Consider the following 20,945-nt stretch of genomic DNA (forward strand, 5'->3'; position numbering starts at 1 on the left):
ATCTGATATGATCTTTTATATGTTCATCGATGGAATCGGCTTCGGACCGGACGATCCGGCAACCAACCCGTTTTCCAGATATGCGAAGTCGTTTTTTCTTCCGCTCGCCGGAAAACCGATTCCGGAAGAAGCGCCGGAGACTTTGAAAAAGGCGGTTTTTTTAAAAACGGACGCAAGCTTGGGAATCAAGGGCCTTCCGCAAAGCGCGACCGGACAAACCTCACTTTGGACTGGAATCAACGCTTGCAAAGTGCTTCAAAGGCATCTCAGCGGATTTCCGACCTTCACTCTCAAAAAGATCATCAGCAAGTATTCCATCATTCGCGTTTTGGAAGAACACGGATTTAAGGCCGATCTTCTGAATTGTTATACGCCTGCGTTTACGGATTACGTTAAGAAAAATCCGCGTCACGTTTCCGCATCGACTCTGATTCAAATGGCGAGCGACAAACCTCTGAAAAATATGGACGATCTTCGGCAGGGCAAGGGTCTTTATATGGATATCACCCACGAATATCTGAAAGAATTCTCCAGAGGCTATTTGGACGATTCGGACGATCTGTTTCGAGTGCGCGATCCGTATGAAACCGGAACGTCCATCATCCGCAATTGCAAAGAAGACGGTTATACTCTTTGTATTTATGAGTTTTTTCTCACGGATAAGGTCGGTCACAAGATGCACTGGGAAGCCGCCGAAAAATACATAGGCGAACTCGAATCTTTTTTTAAAGGCGTGTTGGAAACGCTGAATCCCGAAGAGGATCAACTGATCGTCACTTCCGATCACGGAAATTTAGAGGATTTGAGTGTGGACGTTCATACGGTCAATCCCGTGCCTACGATCCTTTACGGAAAACATACGGAAGCTCTAAAGAGTAAGATCAAAGCGATCGTGGACATTCCAACGGCGATCTACGACATTCTCGGAATCAAAATCGAACTCAAGGACGAAGAATTCATCAAGACGGAAGCCTGATGAATTTTAGAAAATTCTAATTCGATCAATCGAATCGTTCCTGTTCCAAATCCTCTTTGCTCTTTTCCTTATCGCTGTTTTTATAATGGAGATTGTCCTCGACTTGATCCAAGGATTCTTTTTTCCAAGCGCTCGCTTTTCGTCCAACGGGAGAATCCGGATATTTATCCGTGGCTTCCTGAAATAAGGCCGCAGCCTTTTCATACTTTCCGTTTTTAAAATAGATCGTCCCTTTGCGGAAGAGCGCGGTTTGATCCAAGGAGCCGTCTTGGTTTCCGAGAACGCGATTCAAGAATTGAAGAGAAGAATCCGATTTGCCGATCGCCTCGTAACTTTCCGCGATATAAAACAAAGCCTGTTCTTCCGCTTTCGGACTGACGCCCATTTCGAGAGCCTTTTTGAACGCATCGATCGCGCCGTAATATTGTTTACGAACGTAGAGTTGTCTCGCTTTTTCCAATATGCCGCTTCTAAACTCGGAACTGACCTTCTCCTTTTCGGGATCAAAGTAGAATCCGGCCTGCGCGTAGTCGTCATACACGTCGTAGGCGGACCAATCCTTGCCCATTCTACGCAATGATTTTCCCCAACGAACGCGGGCCTTTACGTTTTCGGGATCTTCCTGTAACGCGAGAACGTAGTTTTTCCGGGAAAGATCGTAATTTCCCTTCTTCATATAATAATCGGCAATGGCGGATAACGCGTTGGAACGAAGTTTGGAATCCGCCGAAATCCGCAGAACCTCTTCGAGATGTCCCTTTCCTTCCTCGTCGCGGTTGAGCTGTAATAAAAGATTTCCCATCGAATACGCGACTTTGGAACGTTCGTCTCTTCCCAATCCTTCTTTTTGATTGAGTTCGCGATAAATTCCGAGTGCGAGAAGACTGTCTTGGTTTCTTTCCAAGGCCCTTCCCATATCGTATTTCACGCGGAAGGAATGTTCTTCCGGAATCTCTCTTGCGGAGAGTTCGGAGAAAATATCCACCGCCTTTTCGGCTGCCTTCGCGTTCGTTTGTTTGAGATATTCCTCGCCTTCTTTGATTCTTTCGAGAACGTTCTTCCGTTTGGAGTCCTCGTCCTGAACCGTTGTTTGATAGACGCCCGTCAAAAGACCGGCGCAGATGAATAAGAATCCAGTAATTAAGATGATGGAGCGGTTCATGGATTTCCTCCGGAGATCCGAGACAGACAACGTTTCGACCAGAATTCCGAACGTTCTGCATTGTAAAATTTACTATCTTTATTGATGAAATACTTCAGAGCTTCTTTATATTTCCCTTGTTTGTAATGGGAGAGTCCAGTGAAAAACTTCGCCTTTCCTCTGACGTCAGCGGAATTACCGTTGCCCGTATACGGTTTCAATTCGTAAATCGCTTCCGAATATTCCTTTTTCCAGAAGGTCTTTCTTAAAATCTTATCCAGATCGTCGTCCGTACCGGAAAAGTCGTCCTCTTCGTTTCGCGGAGGGTCCTTGTTTTCATCCTGAACTTTTTGATCCTTATTGTTTTCGGAAGAATTATCGGCGACCTCGTTCTTGTCTCCGTTGACCGCAACGAAGGATTCGTTTTCGACGAGATTGAATCCTTCCTTGTCCTGATGTTTAACGGTGACTCCGAAATAAATCTTGGAATCCAACGACTTCATCTTAATCTGCGCGGCCGTATCGGGGTGATTGACCTCGCCTAATTTCCGCACGTTACCTCCGAGAAAGGTCGCGGTTCCGCCGCTCAAAGGTTTCAGCGCCTGATAAATCGTATAAACCGTGTTTTCGTCCGCTTTTTCCGGGGCCTTCCATTCGAGTTTGACGTTGAGATCGTCTAAGGTCGCGGTCAAATCGGTGACGTGCATTTGATCTTCGGAATATTCAGGAGTTGTAACATTCTCTCCGTTTCCGTTGTCCTTATTCGGACCGCCGATGTAAAAGAATCTCGTAAACGATTGTCCGTTCACTAAGGGAAGAATTTCCTTTGCGCCGGAGCGAACACTGACTCCATAGTAAATCGTCTTTGACTTGCTCAAGTCCTGATCCAAAAACGTGGATTCGGGATGACTCAACTCGGTCAACTTCTCCGCTTTTCTCATCAAGGATAAGGAGGACATCGGCTCCGAGGAACGATAAACGGTATAAACCGTCGCGTTTGGAATCGCCTTCTCATACGGAGACCAATTCAAACGGAGATGTTTTCCCTCTTTTTTTACGGTAAGATCCGTGATTCTCGCATCGTCCGGCAATTCGGGAGTTTTATTTTCGGTACTCGTAGTTCCGGGAGTTAACGCGTGTTCGATGACGACGGGAATCGTCGTAAAGTTTCTTCCAGGAATGAGTTTGATCGTATTCTTCTTAACGTGATGTGCGAGAATCACCGCATAATAATACGTTCCCGGTTTGAGATTGTAATCGTAAATTTGAGTCACTCCGCCGGCGATCCCGCTCGGATATTTACCGAGAGAATCGGCGACCATACATTTCTCGGCAGTATCGATCATGCTCGAAGAACGGGCCACGATGATCTCGCCCGTTTCGCGGGGAGCTTCCCAGGAAATGCGGATGGAATTCTCATCCTTCTTTAAAATCTCGGCGTTGATCAGATTTGCGACGCTGTAATTTTCCACCTGATTCTGATTCATTACGTTGTCCTGAGCCCCCACAAAGGACGTCAACGTGATGAATGATAAAATGAATAGAATCCGGGTACGACTTTTCATAAAAGGAATGTCTTGGTTATACTATCGACAGTCCAAACCTCGTTATTTAACACCAATTCGGATTTGACATTTGTAAAACGATCGATTAGACATAATCCAAGTACGAATTATGGGCGACCTGGATTATTACGAAAACCCCGAGTATCAGCATTTTCTGATCTCCAGCAAACGCCGCGAGTTAACGCCTCCCGAAACGGTCTTCAAACATTTTAGCTTCAAAGAAGTGAATCACTTAGTAGATTTCGGAATGGGACTCGGTTATTTTACCTTGGAACTCAAAAAGCAACTTCCCAGGGAAGCTTGGATCTGGGGCGGAGAATGCCAACAGGATCTGATCGACGAAGTTCTCCATTGGAAGAATCGAGAGGAGATTACGAATTTTACTCCGTTCTTTATCGAAAAATCCGATCATCCTTTGCTGCCGGAATGGATTCCGGCCCCCGATGCGGTTTTCGCGTCCTTGGTCTTATCGACCTTTCCCGATCCGGGCCTTGCGATGGACGGGTTGATTCGATCCATGCGTCGAGGCGGTAAACTGATCGTCTTAGATTGGGTGAAGAACGAATATTCGATCGGTCCGAAAATCAACGATAAGATCTCCTTGGACAAGATGAAATTTTTGGCGGAGTTGTATCATCTCGACATCGTAAAGAACGTGAGAATTTCCGAACACGTTTACGGACTGGAAGTCGTTGCGGGCAAGGACTTTGAATACGGCTTTTACGATCTTAGAGAAGAAGAAGACACTCCGGAAGAATTCATTCGTTCATAACAAGGCGAAGCGGCAATCCTTGATCAAGTCAAAGTTTATTCAGTTTTTTGCAAGTATTTCCGCCCTTTGTTTCAATCATTGTTCTTTGTTGTATGACAAAGGCCCTCATTATTTCCTTCCGCCGATCGCGGTCGAATACTATCAATGCGACAAATGTAAAAGTTATATCGGGGGAATTTTCGGGAAAGGACCTCTATTCCGATATAAATCGGAGCAAGCCAAAAGATGCATTCATTCTTGGGAAGAAATCGACGCGGACCTTTTTCAACAAAAGATTCACGTCGATCATCAAGTGGATCTTTCCAAGAACGATCAGTTTCAAAGGATTCAGAAAACGACCTTAAATCGAAAACCGTGATTTAACTTCAAACTCAATCCTTCGAGAATACAATCCTCGGTGTTTCTTGCGATCTCTTGAAACTTCAGAAACGTTTTCCAGTTCGAAATTCCCAATACACGAAACGTTTTTCTGTGATCCAGAATTACCGTGATACAAGCGGCAAACGCGATCGTTCTCCACAACCATCGGAAAACGAATTTCGTAAAAAAGTTTCTGACTCTGATTCGAAAAAAGTCGCTGTGAAATTTAAGATGTTTCTCCTCGTCCTTCACGATGTCGAGCAAAGCGGTTTTGACGAAACCGTTCGGAATCTTATCCGCAAGCCTGTGATAAAAACAGATTCCCACCACTTCCGCAGCGAGAAGAACCATCAGCTTCAAACGAACTCCGAGAAGCCTTCTTCCGAAATAAAACAATCTTTCCGTCCAATTGGATTCAATCAATTCCCCTTTTAAAGCGCGGATACATTCGCCCAGAATTCTTGCGTGTCTGCCTTCCTCCTTTACGAAAAGTTTCAGAGCTTCTTTGTAAAAATCGTCGATTCCGAAAAGAATAGTCTTATCGATTTCCTTCGCGATTCTCCCTTCTCCCGCTTCGCCTAACTGAAATATGGCGAGCGAGTATGCGATCGACCGCATTTCATTCGGACGAAGATCCAACGTTTCCGAGTCGATCTTGGGAAGAGGACGAACTTCGTTTCCTTTAAAATGTTCCCTCCATTGTTTCCAGCGAACGCCTATCTTTCTGTCTTTTAATGAGGTTTTGAGTTTATTACGAATTCTTTGTTTACCGAATACGTTCATCGCAAAGGTCGCGAAAACGATTTTCATGTCGAGACTCGGAGTATTCGAATTCAGATAAGAACGATCAAAACGAAACGAAGCACGCGCGCCCATTCCGGAGTACAATTGGGAAAGTCCGGTGATACCGGGACGCATCGACCATCGAATGTCATAAAACGGACGATTCCATCCGAGACGATTCACGTCGAACTGCGTCAAGGGTCTCGGACCGACTACGCTCATATCCCCGATCAAAACGTTCCAGATTTGCGGAAGTTCGTCGATGCCTGTTCTTCTCAGCCAATAACCGAGATTCGTAACTTCTCCGTCCTTCATCGTTCTGAATTTTAGAATTCGAAACGGTCTTTTCAGAAGACCGAGTCTTTCCTGACAAAAGAAAATCGGACGACCGTCTATGAGGAGGATCAACAAAGCGACTCCGATTAGAACGGGAGAAAAGATCGCCAAAGCGATCGCGGATAAAGCGGTTTCGATGATTCGTTTCATGGAAAAGAATCTAACAAAATTCAGTGCGTCATTCATCCTCTCGAGTGCGGATTCGTGCGCACTCAAGTGCTTGACAGTGAGGGTTGTAAAAACTTAAAATCGGGTCGTTCGTGTATGAAAGACAAACCTTTGAATCTGCTGATCGTGGAAGACAACGAAAAACTGAGAAAGTCCCTCGTGGCGGGTCTGAAGGATTCGGGTAAGTTCAACGTTCTCCACGATTGTGCAAACGGAGAAGAAGCGATCGAATTCTCCCTAAAAAAGGAATACGACGTCTGTCTCATGGATGTCCGATTAGCGGGAACGTTAAACGGAATCGAAACGATCGTCGCGATCCGCAAAGAGTTTCCTAGAAAACCCGTCGTTATCTATTCCATACAGGACAGCGACGAATATTTCCGCACCTTCCGCAAAGCGGGAATTCTCAGTCATTATGCGTATGTCAGAAAATCGAATTATCTTTTGCCCCAGATGATCGTTCCTTTGCTCGAACTCGCGTACGAAGGTAAAAGTTTTATCGATCCGGAAATCGAATCCAGAATCGTAGAAGTAAAAAATCAGGATGAAAACTCCCCGATGGCGATCCTCGAACCGAACGAAAGGATCGTAGCAAAGATGTTAGCCGAAGGTCAAAGCAACGAACAGATCGCCGCTCGGCTCGGGTTTAAAGATAAAAGGACGATCAGCAGAATCAACGGACAAATTTACGCGGCCTGGGATTTAAACGAATCGAACGCGGACGAAAAAGTCGCTCGAACCAGAGCCGCGTTGATCGTACGAGAAAACCGATTTCTTCAATGGGAAGAAGACGGAAGCGCCTATTACAAAAACGGAACCGAATGGGTTCGCTGGGAACTCACTTGAATCCGAATCCGGAAATTTTTATCTGTTCCGTTTTTCTTTTTTTATCCTCGATTCTGTTTTGGCTGGCTTCGACGACGATCGTCAACTTGGAACGAAGAGACAGATCGGCGACGTTTACTATCGTCATTCTGTTATCCGTATCGGCTTTGTTCGGGTTTTTTTCCTGGATCGGAGAATCGGGTCTGATCCGAGTTTCCAATTACTCCGCGGTTTATTTTTTTCCGGGAATCTTCGGATTGATTCTGATTCCGTTCGGATGGTTTTTTATCGTAGTTTGGTTTCTCGGTTTTTTGCGGGAAAAACGGATCTATAGAATTTTCTTTTGGCTTTTGTTAAGCGCACAAGCGTTTGCCGTCGTTTTCTTTTATTCTTGGAGCCGCAAATTTTCCGCGAACGTATCTCTATTCCATTTTTGGAATGTAGTTCCGTTTGCGTTTCGACTTTCCTATCTCGTTTACATTCTGTTCTGCATCGTGATTCCGATCTTCGCATTATTTTCGTTTCGAATTTCAAAACGGATTCTGCCCGAAGTGGCTCGCAACAAAGCGGTTCCCTATCTCAAAGCAGTCTCCCTTTTGCTCTTTGGAGTTTTGGTTCTCGTCTTTTTTTTATTTTTAGGCGGAGGAATAGGAATCATTCGAGACCCCGTTTCCCGATCGGACAACGACCCGAGATCGTTTTACGGTTTTTTAATCGGAATTCAACTGCTTGTCACGATCGCAATTTTGATTTTAGGACAGGCTCTGATCTCTTATGAAATTTTTACCGGGAGAATTCTTCCCAAGATCAGTTTACGTCAGGAATGGAGAAACGCGAATTTCGGTTTTTTTGCGCTCGCCTTGTTCTACTTAATTACCGCTTTGTTCGGCGTTTCTAAAATCGAACTCTTCCTTACGGCCTCGTCCGTTTATTGTATTTCCAGAACGTTCTTATTGAAAAAAAGCAAAGATCTTCGTTTGGAAAAGAACGCGGTCCTCGGTTCGATTTTATCCGCGGAAGAATATTCCGATACTACCGAATCCAAAGGAAAAAATCTCGAAGAGAAGTTCCGAAAATCGTTCGAAATTTTGTGCTCCGATATTCTGGAGACTTCTTCCGCGTTGTTCGTCAACGAAAGCAGAATTCCTTTTATCGCCGATATGATTCTGGCTTATCCGGATCGAACGAAAGTCAAAGACGCTATTATATTCAAAAATTTGCATTTAGATTTCGGAAAGGAGAATATCGCCTATCTGGAAGACGAAAACCGTTTCGATTACGCTCTTTGTTTGAAAGTTGAAAGCGATCATTCGGGAGACGGTCTTTTATTTTTGGGTCAAAAAATAAACGGCGGTTTGTACGCGGAAGAAGAGATTGAAACCGCAAAAGCCGCCGTGACCTGGATTCTATCCTCGCTTTTTACCGAAAGCAATTCGCTTGTTTTGAGTTCCTTGCAGAGAAAACATATGGAAGAACAGAGAATCTCGGATTACAAAACGAGACAGATTCTTCACGATGAGATTCTTCCCGAAATTCATTCTTCGATTCTAATTCTTTCGCAAATGAAAAACGAAAACGAGGTCTCCGAACAAATCCGATTGTTGACCGATTTGCACAAACGAGTTTCCAGTTTCTTAAGAGAACTTCCCGATACGAGTTTGGAAATCGAAAGACTCGGATTGATCGAAGCGTTGATGCGAAGAATCGGTTCCGAATTCGAAGCGGCTTGGTTTGATTGGAAATATGCGCCCGAACTCAAGGATCGATTTCCGATTTCCAAACCGGAAGCTTTGGAAATTCTTTTTTACGCTTGTAGAGAATCGATTCGAAACGCAGTGAAATATTCGGGCGAATCAGCGGATAAAAAAATTTCAGTCGCGTTCTTAAAGAATGCGGAAGGTAAAAATGGAATTCTCATCCGAATCAAAAATAAGATCGATACGAACGGAACGCAAGTTTTGGAATCGGCGGGACAAGGACTTAGAATTCATAGCGCCTTGTTGAAAATTTTCGGAGGCTATCTTACTTTAGAATTTTTGAATTTGAACGAAGCTTTTGTGGAAATTTTTCTTCCGGGAGAAAATTGAAGGAGTTCCCACATCGATCCCGATCGTATCCGTTCACGACACAATCTTACCGAAAGGATAAATTTCAGAAATATTTTCTGACGAGAAAAAAATGGAATTGAATGTTTATCTCGAAACTTTGCCGACGAATGTCCCTTCTTTGTCCGCCTCGGGTTCGTATTGCAGGAGTTCCACATTCAAGAATTGGCCGACTTGGAGCGGTTTCAGTTCGGTTTCGCTCAGTTTCACTTTGAGATAATTATCCGTAACCGCAATTCCTCCCTGTTCCAGAATCGCTTCCCGAACCTTTCCGGTTTCGGAAACCGCGTATTTCCGATGCAATTCCCTGGATAAAGCGTTGAGAGTGTGAACTCGTTCCTTCTTCGTTTCTTTACTTACGGAATCGGGAAACGTTTCGGCCAACGTGTTTCTTCTTACGGAAAAAGGAAACGCGTGAATCTTGGCAAATCCGAGATCGCGAACCATCCTCACGCTGTCTTGAAACATTTCTTCGGTTTCGCCGGGAAAACCCACGATTACGTCCGTTCCCAGAAACAAACCGGGAACCTTTTCCTTTGCTGTTTCCACGCGTTTGCGGAACGTTTCGGAAGTATAAGTGCGTTTCATTCGTTTGAGAATTTCGGCGCTTCCGCTCTGAAGAGGAATGTGCAAAAACGGAGTAAAACGAGGATGGCTCATCAAGTCCGCGAGTTCGTTTCCTACGTCCGGAGGTTCGATCGAAGAGATTCGAATTCTTGAATATTCTAAAATGTTTAAAATATCGCCGAGGATTTTATTGAAGGCCTTTTTGTTTTCTCCGTCGCGAAACCACCCGAGATTGACGCCGGTTAAAACGATTTCACCCACTCCGTTGTCCTGTAAAAAGCGGACTTGATCCAGAACGTCCTGATACTTTCGGCTGACTCCGAGACCGCGCGCCTGAGGAATCTTGCAATAGGAACATTTACGGTTGCATCCGTCTTGAATTTTCAGATAAGCGCGCGTATGTCCGTTCGGCAAAACGTCCGAATAGGAAAAACGATCGTAGATTTTTCCCGCAAGTTCGCTTTCCTCGATCAAACCTTTCTTTTCGAGAATCATCGAGGGAAGTTTGGACTTTTCCGTATTTCCGACAACGCCCGCAACACCCGGAATCGCTTCGATGGATTCTCGATCGGTTTCCGCGTAACAACCGGTCACCCAGATTTGTGAACCCGGAAACTTTTTGATCGCGTTGCGAATCGTATTTCGATTTCTCGAATCGGCCTTATTCGTTACGGTGCAAGTATTGATGATGACGACTTCCGGATGTTCTTCCGCTTCTGCGGAGCGATATCCGTGTTTGGTCAAAGACGCAAACAAACCGTCCGACTCGAAAAAATTCAGTCTACAGCCGAGAGTGTTGAATAGAACCGTTTGTTCAGCTATTGGAGAGAGCATTGAGTTTGGCTTCGATTCTTCTTAAGTTATCTTTGAAGTGAGAATTTTCAGGTTCGAGTTTGAGCGCCGATTCGATCTGTTCCTTTGCGGAGTTCAGATAATTCTTCGCATTCGAATATTTGCCCTTTTTATTTTCCTGATTGGAAGCCTTCTCGTAAACAAGCGCAAGATTGTTCAATACGTTTGCGTTGTTCGGAACGAGAGAGTTCGCCCATTTCAAACTGACTTCGGCTTTCTCGATGCTTCCGAGATAGTAATAGATCTGTCCTTCCAACACGAGCGGGCGATAATCGTTGGAATCTTCCGCCTTCAATTTTTCGGTGATGCTGAGAGCGTCTCTCGCCTTTCCGTTATAAAGAAGCGCGGTTCCGAAAAGAAGACGAACGTCTTTGTTGCGAGGATTGAGCTCGTAAGCGCGTGCGATGATTTGTAAACCGTCGTCTTCTCTTCCGTTGTTTAAAAGATATCTCGCGTAATCCAAGCTGACCGCCGCATCTCCTGGTTTGATCGAAAGAGCTTCGGACCAATGAGAAGCGGCCGATTTGCTTCTTCCCAAAGCGAAATGACAATGTCCCGCCAAGTAATGCGATTCGTAGGTGCGTCCGCCTTTTTCATGCAGAACTCGAATGATTTCCAAAGACTTTTCGTAGTTCCGACCTTCGAATTCTTTCAAAGCCTGGGAATACTCTTCTCCGGTTTGCGCAAATGTCTGGGAGAAGTTCGCCGAAATCGCGAAACACAATACGAGAATGAAGGATCGAAACATACGCTTCTGCATTACTGATACTCTCTAAAAATTTATGCGGTCATACTCATGGACTTTGCGTTGATGCAGTCGATGAGAGAATGAAAGGGTTCCACCGGATCGATATAAACGATGATGCTCGGATACTTCTGCATGAGAAAGTGTTCGATCTGTTCTTCGGAAAGAACCGACTGATCTTCCATTTCAAGGACAGGAAGTCCGTCGCCGTTTCGGTAGATGGAATATTCTTCCTGGCCGAGGAAATCGGTCAAAAGCATGTATCCGGAGCCGTAGTAAACCCCGCCCTGAAAGTAATACTTGTAGAAGACCCGTACCTCGGGAAGAAATAAATCGGGATGGAAAACGCAGAGAGAGATTTTCTCGATCCCTGCAATGGTTCTGATTTTCCTAAGGTGAAACCAAATCTTCCGGATGAGAAGATAGGAAATCAGAATCAATACAGGGATGAGTATCGGCATCCTTACACTAAGGCAATCTCTTCCGACCTTTCGGGATTGCCGGAAGAATTGTCGTCTCCTCCGGCTTTCGCTGCCGGTTTATAGTCCGTCCAAGCAGATTCAACGAAATCAAGTTTACCTTCTTTGAAATCGATTTCGATTTTAGTAGGTTCCTTGTAAGCCCCTTTGAGTGTTTGAACCGCCATGTGATCTTCCAGTTCTCTTTGGAAAACCCTACGCAGCGGTCTCGCACCGAACTTCTCGTCGTAACCGATATCCATGATATGGTCTTTTGCGGCTTGGGTGATGGAAACCTCGATCGCTTTTTCACGGAAACGTTTGTTCGTATCGATCACCATGATATCGATGATCGCCATGATGTTTTCTTTCGTGAGAGATCCGAAGTAGATCACTTCATCCACACGGTTCAAGAATTCAGGGTTGAAGTATTTCTTCAGCTGATCGCGAGTCTGATCGGACTTGTATTTCAGCGCTTCGTCCTTACGATCTTCGAATCCCAGTCTTCCTCCGGCTTGAATTTCCTTCGCGCCGATGTTGGAAGTCATGATGATGATCGTGTCTCGGAAGTTGACTTTGCGTCCTTTCGTATCGGTCAAGTTTCCTTCTTCCATAATCTGAAGGAGAATGTTGAAAATGTCGTGATGCGCTTTTTCAATCTCATCCAAAAGAATGATGGAGTAAGGTCTCTTTCTGACGAACTCGGTCAATTGACCTCCGTCATCGTAACCAACATAACCCGGAGGCGCTCCGATCAAACGGCTGACCGCGTGCGGTTCCATGTATTCGGACATATCCACACGAAGCATCGCGTCGTCGTTTCCGAAGAGGAAGTTCGCAAGCGCTTTTGCAAGCTCGGTCTTACCGACTCCAGTCGGTCCCAAGAAGATGAAAGATCCGGTAGGACGTCTTTCGCTCTTGAATCCCGTTCTCGCACGGCGCACCGCTTTCGCGATTTTTTCGATCGCTTCTCCCTGACCAACGACGCGTTTTTTCAGTTCGTCTTCCAAGCGGAGAAGTTTGTCGGATTCGGATTCTTCCATTTTTTCCAGCGGAATTCCGGTCCACAAAGAGATCACGGAAAGAATATCGTCTTCTTCGATGTTGACCGCGAAGTCTTCCATCTTCTCTTGCCAAGAACGGATCTTTTCTTCCATAGCCTGTTTTTTCCGGTTCACTTCGTCGCGAACTCCGGCGGCCTTTTCGTATTCTTGAGCGCGAACCAATTCTTCTTTTTTAGTCGCAAGAGATTTGATTTCCTCTTCCAGATCCTTGATCGTTTGAGGACGCGCGCAGTTCGCTAAACGCGCTTTCGCTCCGGCCTCGTCGATGATATCGATCGCCTTGTCAGGTAGATAACGATCGTTGATATATCTGTGAGAAAGTTTTACGGATTGCTCCAAAGCCTTATCCGAGTATCTCACTTTGTGGTGAGCCTCGTAGGCTTTTTTGAGTCCTTGGAGAATCTGAATCGCGTCGTCCACCGAAGGTTCCGCCACTTTCACAACTTGGAATCTTCTTTCCAATGCGGAATCCTTTTCGATATACTTACGGTATTCCGCGCTGGTTGTCGCGCCGATGCACTGGAGTTCTCCCCTTGCTAATGCGGGCTTGAGAATATTCGCAGCATCCACCGCACCTTCCGCGGCTCCGGCTCCGATCAGAGTATGAAGCTCGTCGATAAAGATGATGATGTTCGTGGAGGAAGTGATTTCCTTCATGATCTTTTTCAGACGCTCTTCGAATTCTCCTCTGTATTTGGTTCCGGCGATCAGAGACGCAAGATCCAAGGAAAGAACTCTCTTTTCGAACAACAGATCGGGAACGCTCTTCTCGACGATCGCAAGAGCAAGTCCTTCCACGATCGCGGTTTTACCGACTCCGGATTCTCCCACGAGAACCGGGTTGTTCTTCGTCTTTCTGGAAAGAATTTGAATGACTCTTTGAATCTCGGTCGCTCTTCCCACAACCGGATCCAACTTCTTATCTCTCGCAAGCTGAGTAAGATCGCGTGCGAACTCGTCCAAGATCGGAGTTTTGGTTTTCTCCTGACGAGGCTGAGTTCCCTGCGGTCCCGATTGAGCCGCGGAGCTTACGCCTACGGAGCTCGTAGGAGGAGCGCCGAGCAAACGCAAGATTTCGCTCTTTATAACATTATAATTTACGCTAAAAGAATACAACGCGCCGCCCGCGATGTTGTTGTTGTCTCTTAACAACGCAAGAAGGATATGTTCCGTTCCGACGTAATTGTGTTTGAGACGTTTGGCTTCTTCTTTGGAAAGCTCGATAATTTTTTGATATCGATCCTGACCGCCGGCGACGTCCATGAGCAAGGCTCCGGAAGCTTCGCGCGTTCTTCGTTCCACCTCTTTACGAAGTTCGTTGAGGTTAATGTTCAGATTGTTCAGGATTTTGATAGCGACCGAATCTTCTTCTTTAAGAAGTCCGAGCAGAATATGCTCCGGTCCGATATAGTCGCTACCAAGACGCTTGGCCTCATCCTGAGCGATCTCGTTGATGACTCTTTTGGCTCTTTTAGTAAATTCCAGCATAACAGCGCCTTTGATTTTTATTTGTAATGATTAGACTGAATTCGCTTCGAAATTCCCACCCGAGAGTGGATAACTCTGTCTTTATTTCAGTATCGGAACGTTTTCGAAAAAGGATCGGAAGTTCGAGTAAATTCCGGGCTTACAACGCCGGTTCCACCTGTAAGGCTAAATAATAAACTAATTTTAAAAAGGAATTTTTTTGAGAAAAAGTAAAATTTTTTAGATAAAAAACTGCGAATTCGGAAGAATTCTCAAGGTAAAACTCTAAAAAGCCGGGAACTTTGAACGAGGAAGAATTTCGATTTTTCCAAGAACGCATGGAAAGTTTTAAACTAATTTTCGTCCCCGAACCCGCGTTTGTCGGGCAAGAAGTGACATAACCGAAATCAGGATCATAATCAAAAACTTTTTGATCTTCTAATTTTTTCAGGGGGGAAGTTTCGATTTGTCGGAATAATTCAGAGACGGTCGGGGCAAAAATCTCCCAACGCAGATGCTCTTCATCTCCGAAAAATAAAGTCCCTTCCCCCCAAGGAAGGCGGGTCGGTAATTCTTTACCCTCGAGCAGAGCCGGATCGACTTCTAACGTGTTTATCAGGAAGTCCCGTAGGATTTGGGTCGGAACTCCGGCCGATCCGCCTTGGGTCGGGTAGATTCTCCCTTGGAGATTGCGGCCGATTCTCAACCGATACGTAAACGGCGGCGCCATTTGGTCCAACTGGAGAATCTTTTGGGATTCCGAGAGGGATTCAAACCGAAGAAAATTCTCGAGTTCCGTTCCCTGTAAAAATCGGGAAGAAAGTTCAAAGTCCCGTTCTCGAAGATGCGCTCGATATTCTTTTCGAAAGAGTTTGAGGCAATGGACGCAACCGATCTTTCCCCGTCCCTTCCAAATCGTCGAGTTAGTTCCGCAGTATAAACAGGTTTCGGAGGAAGACATCGATTCTTTTATTTTGGAGAATGTGGGAACTCCCACGCAACTCCGAATTTTACGAAATATCGATGTATGAGTTCCTACATTTTCTAATTTTTACAACGACATTGTGGGAGTTCCCACACAAGCGGGATTTCACACTGACGTTTTGTCGGACCAAATATCAAAACGACAATTCTTACTTTACTTTAAGAAATCGGCTGCAGCTTCCCGCCCGCCATTTGGTTTCTTCTATGAGCCAGCGACGCAAGTTCCATATCGTGTGTTACGATCACCATGGAAAAACGAAGCTCTTTCTGAAGTTCCAAAATCAAAGCCATCAAGTTTCTTGAATTCTCGCGATCCAAATTTCCCGTAGGTTCGTCCGCAAGCACGAGTTTCTTTCCCGCAACGAGCGCCCGTGCAACCCCTACCCTCGCGCTTTCGCCGCCCGAAAGCTGTGAAGGAAAGTTGTCGTGACGATCCTTGAGTCCAACGCGATCCAACATATCGATGGAGAGTTGTCGCGCCTTTCCCGGTTGAACTCCGTTGATCAACAGAGGAATGCTGACATTCTCCAGAGCCGTAAAATCCGGAAGCAGAAGATGATGTTGAAAGATAAACGAAACTTTCTCCGCGCGAAACTTTTCCTTTCCGGTTTCGGAAATTTGATCGAGCGCGACTCCGCAAACGTTCACTTCTCCGCTATCGGAGGAATCCATCGAACCTAAGATGTTCAACAGAGTCGACTTCCCGATTCCGGACTTTCCTTCCACGGAAACGATCTCGCCTTCTTCGACGTCGAGATCGAGATGATCGAGAATTTTAAATTCCTTATCGAGAATATGATAATTCTTTACTAGACTTCTTACTTTGATCAGACTCACGTTAGTCGTTCCTTATCGTATCAACAGGATTCAAACCGGCGGCCCATCGCGCTGGGAAATAACCGGCGATTCCCGAAAGAATCGTGGCCGCCGTCGTCACCATAAAGATAAATGAAATATCGATATCGACCGGGATATGATCGAAGTAATACACGTCCTTCGGAACCAACTCCACGTTCGTCCATTCGGAATGATAAAAATAAAATCCCACCATGTTGATGAGTTCCGAAAGCCCGTTTACGATCGTTTCCAAATTGCCCGCGATAAAAATGCCGGAAACTCCTCCGACAAGGGAAGCAAGAACTCCCACGACCATCGCATTCAACGTGAAGATCAAAAGGATTCCGGAGGAAGGCAACCCGAGAGCCTTCAAGACTCCGATCGACTTCCGTTTTGCCCGCACTAAACTGTAAACGCTCGCGACCATTCCCAACGCCGCAAGAATGATGAATAAGAAGACGATAATGGAGATGATCGTTTTTTCGAGTTTCAACGCGGTGAAGAAATTCTCCTGCTCTTCCGCGATCGTTCTTACGCTGAAAGAAGCGGAATAACCGATCTCGTTTTCGAATTCCGGGTCCCTGAATTCCTTTAAGATTTCGCGTTTGCAGTTTTGCAGATCGTCGAGCGACTTCACTTTGATCGCGATCTGATTCACAGAGTTCTTCAAGTTGAAGAATTTTTGCGCCACTGGAAGCGAAAGAAAAACGTAATGCGTATCGTAGTTATAATATCCGGTTTTAAAGAATCCAACGGTTCGAAACGTTTTGATCGAAACATCCACGCCTTTTCCGAGAGAAAATCTTCCGCCCGGTACAGCCATAGTGAGATTCGCGCCTAAGTCGAAATTATATAGACCGGCCATTTCTTTTCCGATCAGAACCTGATTGTCCGTGTTGTATCTCGCGATCTCTTCCCGATTGTGATGAACGATGCGCGGAAAGTTCGGAAGACGATTTCCGATTAAATCCTGAATATTCTCGACGGGAAGAGCACGCACCATAATCGGAATGAAAGAGTTGCTATTCTGAATCAAACCGTGACTCGTGATGCTTCCACCGATGGAAACGATTCTGTCTTTGAGATAAGGATTCTTACTGAGCCAAGCTACGATCTTTTCGTAGTTTTGAATATCACCGGAATCGAAATTGTTTTCGATCGTAATGTGAGGTCCGCCTTGCCATAGCGATTCTTTCACCTGTCTTTGAAAGCCGTTGAAGATCGATAAGACGACGATCAAAAGAGAAACGCCGACCGTCATCACGATGAACGATAGTCTCGATTTTAAAGAGAGGAGACCTGCGACCCGGGACCCCCGAATATAACGGGAGGTTACCAGAAATATCAACGAACCCCGGAACAAATTTGACTTCATCAAAAAACTCTTAAAATTAGAAGGCGAAATCCTTCCTTAGTTTGACAATTCTCTGAATCCGAACCAGAATGTCAAAAATAAAGAAGAAAGTTTCCCAAACGGAGCCTTCTTAAGTTAAAAATACATGAGCTCCAATCAGGTTTACTCGTTTCAATTCATCTCTAGAGATCCTTCCTCATCCATTCATATTTTATTTACCAGCGTGATCGATATCCAACAAGCGAAGATGGATAAGATCGAAGTAGTGGCGGTCGGCCAATCCGAGAACATCGGCTCCGTTCAACTCTCCGTTTCCACTCACAAAGACGTCGTAAACGTTTGCCAAAAACTGAAATACGAAGGCAAACAACTTAAGAATCTTACGAACAAGTTGATGGAACTGTTTCAAGCAAACGGAAAGTCGGACGACTTTATGGAACAGTTGATGCATTACTTTAAGAGCAAGGATAACGATAAGATTTCCTATATCCTGAATCAAGTCATCAATCAAGCGGCCGGCAATTCCAAGCCGGACATTCAGATTTTTTACGTCATCGTCGACCGTTCCAAACTCGAAGAAGAAAATCAAAGCACCGGCTTCGAAGATTCTTCCATCGAAACGGACGAAGATCTTCCTTCCTTAGAAACTTCTTCTCCTGCGGAAATCAGCAGACCCGTCGAAACGCCCGAACAGTTCATTCCGCCCGGTTCGCGCGTGATTCCGATGAAGTATGTTCTTTCTCCCGTTTCCGGGATTCAGATCAATACGTTGAAGCCAGGCGACAAAATCATGATCCAACTTTTAAAGTCGGATACTTCTTCTCAAAGCATTATCGAAGCGATGAAACTCGAAACACCCGAAGGACAAATTCGTCCGGTTCCGGGAACGGTCGTTTCCTCCAAGAACAACGGAGTTGAAAACGAAACCGTGGTTCAGATCGGTTCGGATATATTCGGAAAAATTTATGAAGAAGAGAATTCGATCAAGGTTCGTCCTTACACGGGTGAAAAACCGATCGCTGCGACTTCCGGCAAATCATCCCCCAGCAAAGGCTCTTCGCAAAGTTCTTCCTCGGAAGACTCGGGACTGTTGATTACGATCCTGATCGCTCTCGGAGTTTTGGGAATCGCAATGACCGCAATCTTCGTATTTCTTTTTTAACAAAACCATGAAAACAAAACTCGCTCAAGTCATACCGTTTCTCATCTTATTTTTCTGCCTCGTGAATATCTCTTTCGAACCTGTCTTCTACGATCCGAGAGATATGGATTCCATGGAAGCTCTGTTAGAAGGATCGGGAAGAGAACTCGAACCGCAATGGGGAATCGAACGAGGTTTGATCTCCAAGATCCGTCTTACTTCCAAGGTTTTGGAGGAACTGAACGAGAAAACGATTCCTACCGACGCTCAACTCGAAGCCACGGTGGATCGGATGAATCGGATTCTTCTCGGACAAAAGATCATGCTCTTTATTTACGGATTTCTAATATTCTTATCCGTAACTTCCTTTTTGAGTCTTCATTATAAGGCTTGGTTTTACGTTTTTTTAAACCGAAGTCTCTATTTGATATCCATTCTTCCGGTTCTGATGTCCATGCAGCATCCTATGAGAAGCATTCCGCAAACACCCGTGATCGGAGCGGTTTCTTCCCTGTTTTTGTTTTCTCTTTTCGTGCTTCTGATTTATATGATCTTTGCGATTTCCAAAGTCTACGGCAAAAAAGCGGATCGTTTCGGCGTTTTGAAAACGGCTCAAAACGGCGAGGAAGGAGAAATCCAATCGGCTTCTTCCTCCAAAATTTCGTGGATTCCGATGCTCTTTCACTTTGCTGCGATCATGGCCGCGGGAATTCTTTTGGGAAATCTGATCTACATTCCGATCTTCCTCTTACAGAAACACTATTCTTTCGAATTCGGAATTCTTTTGATCGTACTTCTCGTCTTTATGATGCTGTTTTACATCCGCAATTATTTCAGAATGGGAAAGAGCGACGAGCTTACCCCGACCGGTAACGTTACATTATCCGTAAGTTATCTTCAGTTTCGCGTTATCCGAAACACGATCTTTATCACGTTCGCGATTTTAGGCGTGATTTTGTTTGTGGTTCTTTTGTTTTCGATCTTATCGATGAACACTTGGGTTCTCGATTTCGCGTCGAGCAGAGGATTGTAAAATTTTCCCGACTGAGGAATTTTTATGAAAAGAAAGCAGATTCTTATCCTTATCCTATTATTTCAGTGTTCTTTCCAAAAAAGAACGGATGAAATGCTCTCCAAATCGTATGAAACTTCAAACATACAGAATTTGTATGCTCAAACAATTGATTACGAAAAAATAAGTGGTCCGGGAATTGGAGTCTATTTTGACCGCATTAAGTTAAGCATTAAAATACCAGAATCGATAACGGAAATATCAAGCTTCAATAAAAATTTCTTAACGGATTCTTATACCAAGATTCGAACCTTACCTATTTTTTACACCGCGCAATTTACGCACGAATTAGAATATCAAAAAGATTCTCAAAAAATTAAGATATTTTTTTCAAAAGAATTTCTTTCCAAGATTCGTAGCTACGCAGGAAAGAATGAAGAGGTTTCGGTAGACGCAATTTTCGCTTTTTATAACACGTTTGATAAAACGAATTACTTATTACTGGATGGGATCAACGACGAGTTTAGCGAAGAATCGTATAAATATCAATTCTACAACACTTATATGATAAAGGGTATAGAAAATAATAAGGTAGGGAAATACACAGAGGCGATCCAAAATTTTAATAAAGTTATCAGTTTACAATCCGATACCGTATATCCTTATTACAATCGCGGAAATTCCTACAACTTTCTAAAAGACTTTGATAAAGCAATTGAAAGTTATTCAAAAGCGATTTCTATCGATCCAACATTTTATCTCGCATACATGAACCGGGCACTTGCATATAGGGACGTGCAAAAACACGATCTTGGAATAGCCGATATCAACAAAGTTATAGAATTGGAGCCGGACTTTCACGACGGATATTATAATAAAGGCTTAATATTAGAATCGATAAAAAAACATGACGAAAGTAATGAGAATTTTAAGAAAGCCTACTCTCTCAACAAATCCAACCATGACGCGCTGATTATGATTGCCTGGTCCGCTTATAAAAAACGAGACATTAAAGAAGCGATCCTCCGCTCAAATCAATATTTAAAGTTATATCCGAAAAGCGGGTTAGGGCTATATATTCGCGGATTATCGACAATCGCGGACGGCGATAAAGTAAAAGGTTGCGTGGACCTTTCAAAAGCTAAAAGCGTAGGATACGATGGCGATGTTTGTAAATGATATTTTTCATCTTCTACTCGTTAAATCGCCGGTTGCCTAAAATACAAATTCAAACACAAAACGGCGATTAGGTGAACAGCAGAAAGGATAAGATAAACCTTTCGATTGAGCCGTTCACGAAATGTCTGAAACAAGCCGGTATGAACCGCTGCAAACGTGGAAAGCAAAATCCAGAGATTAAAAACGGTCAGTGAAAAATAAACGCTGAGATAGACGACAAGAAGAAAGAAGATTCCGAAGATCGTCTTCACGAT

At 44.5% G+C, this 20,945-nt stretch carries 19 protein-coding genes; 8 read left to right on the forward strand and 11 right to left on the reverse strand.

What is annotated here, in order from left to right:
• Positions 1-7 precede the first annotated feature (7 nt).
• Complete coding sequence (locus DLM76_RS04445; RefSeq protein ID WP_118964447.1) at positions 8-976, forward strand: alkaline phosphatase family protein; 969 nt, start codon at positions 8-10, stop codon at positions 974-976.
• Between the two features lie 25 nt (positions 977-1,001).
• On the opposite strand, the gene DLM76_RS04450 is transcribed toward DLM76_RS04445, so the two are convergent.
• Positions 1,002-2,138: a tetratricopeptide repeat protein gene (locus DLM76_RS04450; protein WP_118954764.1), complete on the reverse strand. Its 1,137-nt coding sequence runs from the start codon at positions 2,136-2,138 to the stop codon at positions 1,002-1,004.
• Positions 2,135-3,682 (reverse strand): tetratricopeptide repeat protein, encoded by a 1,548-nt coding sequence (locus DLM76_RS04455; RefSeq protein ID WP_118954763.1) that lies wholly within the window; start codon positions 3,680-3,682, stop codon positions 2,135-2,137. The genes DLM76_RS04450 and DLM76_RS04455 overlap by 4 nt, the downstream gene beginning before the upstream one ends.
• A gap of 109 nt (positions 3,683-3,791) precedes the next feature.
• Here DLM76_RS04455 and DLM76_RS04460 point away from each other — a divergent pair, with 109 nt between their 5' ends.
• Both DLM76_RS04460 and DLM76_RS04465 read left to right on the forward strand, forming a co-directional pair.
• Complete coding sequence (locus DLM76_RS04460) at positions 3,792-4,454, forward strand: class I SAM-dependent methyltransferase (protein WP_118954762.1); 663 nt, start codon at positions 3,792-3,794, stop codon at positions 4,452-4,454.
• Between the two features lie 19 nt (positions 4,455-4,473).
• Positions 4,474-4,812: a hypothetical protein gene (locus tag DLM76_RS04465; protein ID WP_118954761.1), complete on the forward strand. Its 339-nt coding sequence runs from the start codon at positions 4,474-4,476 to the stop codon at positions 4,810-4,812.
• Here the strand turns inward: DLM76_RS04465 and DLM76_RS04470 are convergent.
• Positions 4,782-6,119 carry a sugar transferase gene (locus DLM76_RS04470; RefSeq protein ID WP_118964448.1) on the reverse strand — a complete coding sequence of 446 codons (1,338 nt, stop codon included), beginning with the start codon at positions 6,117-6,119 and terminating at the stop codon, positions 4,782-4,784. The two genes, DLM76_RS04465 and DLM76_RS04470, sit on opposite strands and share 31 nt — an antisense overlap.
• 78 nt (positions 6,120-6,197) lie before the next feature.
• Between DLM76_RS04470 and DLM76_RS04475 the strand changes: the two genes are divergently transcribed.
• Together DLM76_RS04475 and DLM76_RS04480 are read left to right on the forward strand one after the other, a co-directional pair.
• Positions 6,198-6,947, forward strand: coding sequence for a response regulator transcription factor (locus DLM76_RS04475; protein ID WP_118954759.1), 750 nt, complete (start codon positions 6,198-6,200; stop codon positions 6,945-6,947).
• On the forward strand, positions 6,944-9,013 hold the full coding sequence (locus DLM76_RS04480; protein WP_118964565.1) for a sensor histidine kinase: 2,070 nt from the start codon (positions 6,944-6,946) through the stop codon (positions 9,011-9,013). Before DLM76_RS04475 ends, DLM76_RS04480 begins: the two co-directional genes overlap by 4 nt.
• A 105-nt stretch (positions 9,014-9,118) precedes the next feature.
• On the opposite strand, the gene mtaB is transcribed toward DLM76_RS04480, so the two are convergent.
• The 7 genes from mtaB to DLM76_RS04515 form a co-directional block, all read right to left on the reverse strand.
• Complete coding sequence (mtaB, locus tag DLM76_RS04485) at positions 9,119-10,432, reverse strand: tRNA (N(6)-L-threonylcarbamoyladenosine(37)-C(2))-methylthiotransferase MtaB (RefSeq protein ID WP_118964449.1); 1,314 nt, start codon at positions 10,430-10,432, stop codon at positions 9,119-9,121.
• Complete coding sequence (locus tag DLM76_RS04490) at positions 10,413-11,198, reverse strand: tetratricopeptide repeat protein (protein WP_118964450.1); 786 nt, start codon at positions 11,196-11,198, stop codon at positions 10,413-10,415. The genes mtaB and DLM76_RS04490 overlap by 20 nt, the downstream gene beginning before the upstream one ends.
• A 32-nt stretch (positions 11,199-11,230) precedes the next feature.
• Positions 11,231-11,656, reverse strand: a complete 426-nt coding sequence (locus DLM76_RS04495) for a hypothetical protein (protein ID WP_118954756.1) — start codon at positions 11,654-11,656, stop codon at positions 11,231-11,233.
• 2 nt (positions 11,657-11,658) lie between these two features.
• The gene (locus DLM76_RS04500; RefSeq protein ID WP_118954755.1) at positions 11,659-14,205 is read right to left on the reverse strand and encodes an ATP-dependent Clp protease ATP-binding subunit; all 2,547 of its coding nucleotides are present in this window, start codon (positions 14,203-14,205) and stop codon (positions 11,659-11,661) included.
• Between the two features lie 139 nt (positions 14,206-14,344).
• Positions 14,345-15,145 (reverse strand): ATP--guanido phosphotransferase, encoded by an 801-nt coding sequence (locus DLM76_RS04505; protein ID WP_118955166.1) that lies wholly within the window; start codon positions 15,143-15,145, stop codon positions 14,345-14,347.
• 182 nt (positions 15,146-15,327) lie between these two features.
• On the reverse strand, positions 15,328-16,005 hold the full coding sequence (locus tag DLM76_RS04510; RefSeq protein ID WP_118954754.1) for an ABC transporter ATP-binding protein: 678 nt from the start codon (positions 16,003-16,005) through the stop codon (positions 15,328-15,330).
• Between the two features lies 1 nt (position 16,006).
• Complete coding sequence (locus DLM76_RS04515; RefSeq protein WP_118954753.1) at positions 16,007-17,380, reverse strand: ABC transporter permease; 1,374 nt, start codon at positions 17,378-17,380, stop codon at positions 16,007-16,009.
• 124 nt (positions 17,381-17,504) lie between these two features.
• On the opposite strand from DLM76_RS04515, the gene DLM76_RS04520 reads away from it, so the two are divergent.
• From DLM76_RS04520 to DLM76_RS04530, 3 genes are read left to right on the forward strand one after another with little or no spacing between them, the layout of a single operon-like run.
• Positions 17,505-18,521 (forward strand): hypothetical protein, encoded by a 1,017-nt coding sequence (locus tag DLM76_RS04520; protein ID WP_118954752.1) that lies wholly within the window; start codon positions 17,505-17,507, stop codon positions 18,519-18,521.
• Positions 18,522-18,528: 7 nt separating this feature from the next.
• Complete coding sequence (locus DLM76_RS04525) at positions 18,529-19,533, forward strand: LIC_10230 family protein (RefSeq protein WP_118964451.1); 1,005 nt, start codon at positions 18,529-18,531, stop codon at positions 19,531-19,533.
• A 24-nt stretch (positions 19,534-19,557) separates the two neighbouring features.
• Positions 19,558-20,691, forward strand: coding sequence for a tetratricopeptide repeat protein (locus DLM76_RS04530; RefSeq protein WP_118954750.1), 1,134 nt, complete (start codon positions 19,558-19,560; stop codon positions 20,689-20,691).
• A gap of 20 nt (positions 20,692-20,711) precedes the next feature.
• On the opposite strand, the gene DLM76_RS04535 is transcribed toward DLM76_RS04530, so the two are convergent.
• The gene (locus DLM76_RS04535) at positions 20,712-20,942 is read right to left on the reverse strand and encodes a hypothetical protein (protein ID WP_118954749.1); all 231 of its coding nucleotides are present in this window, start codon (positions 20,940-20,942) and stop codon (positions 20,712-20,714) included.
• Positions 20,943-20,945: the final 3 nt, after the last annotated feature.

Origin of the sequence: Leptospira yasudae, assembly GCF_003545925.1 — a bacterium.
In the GTDB taxonomy this organism is placed as follows: Bacteria; Spirochaetota; Leptospiria; order Leptospirales; family Leptospiraceae; genus Leptospira; species Leptospira yasudae.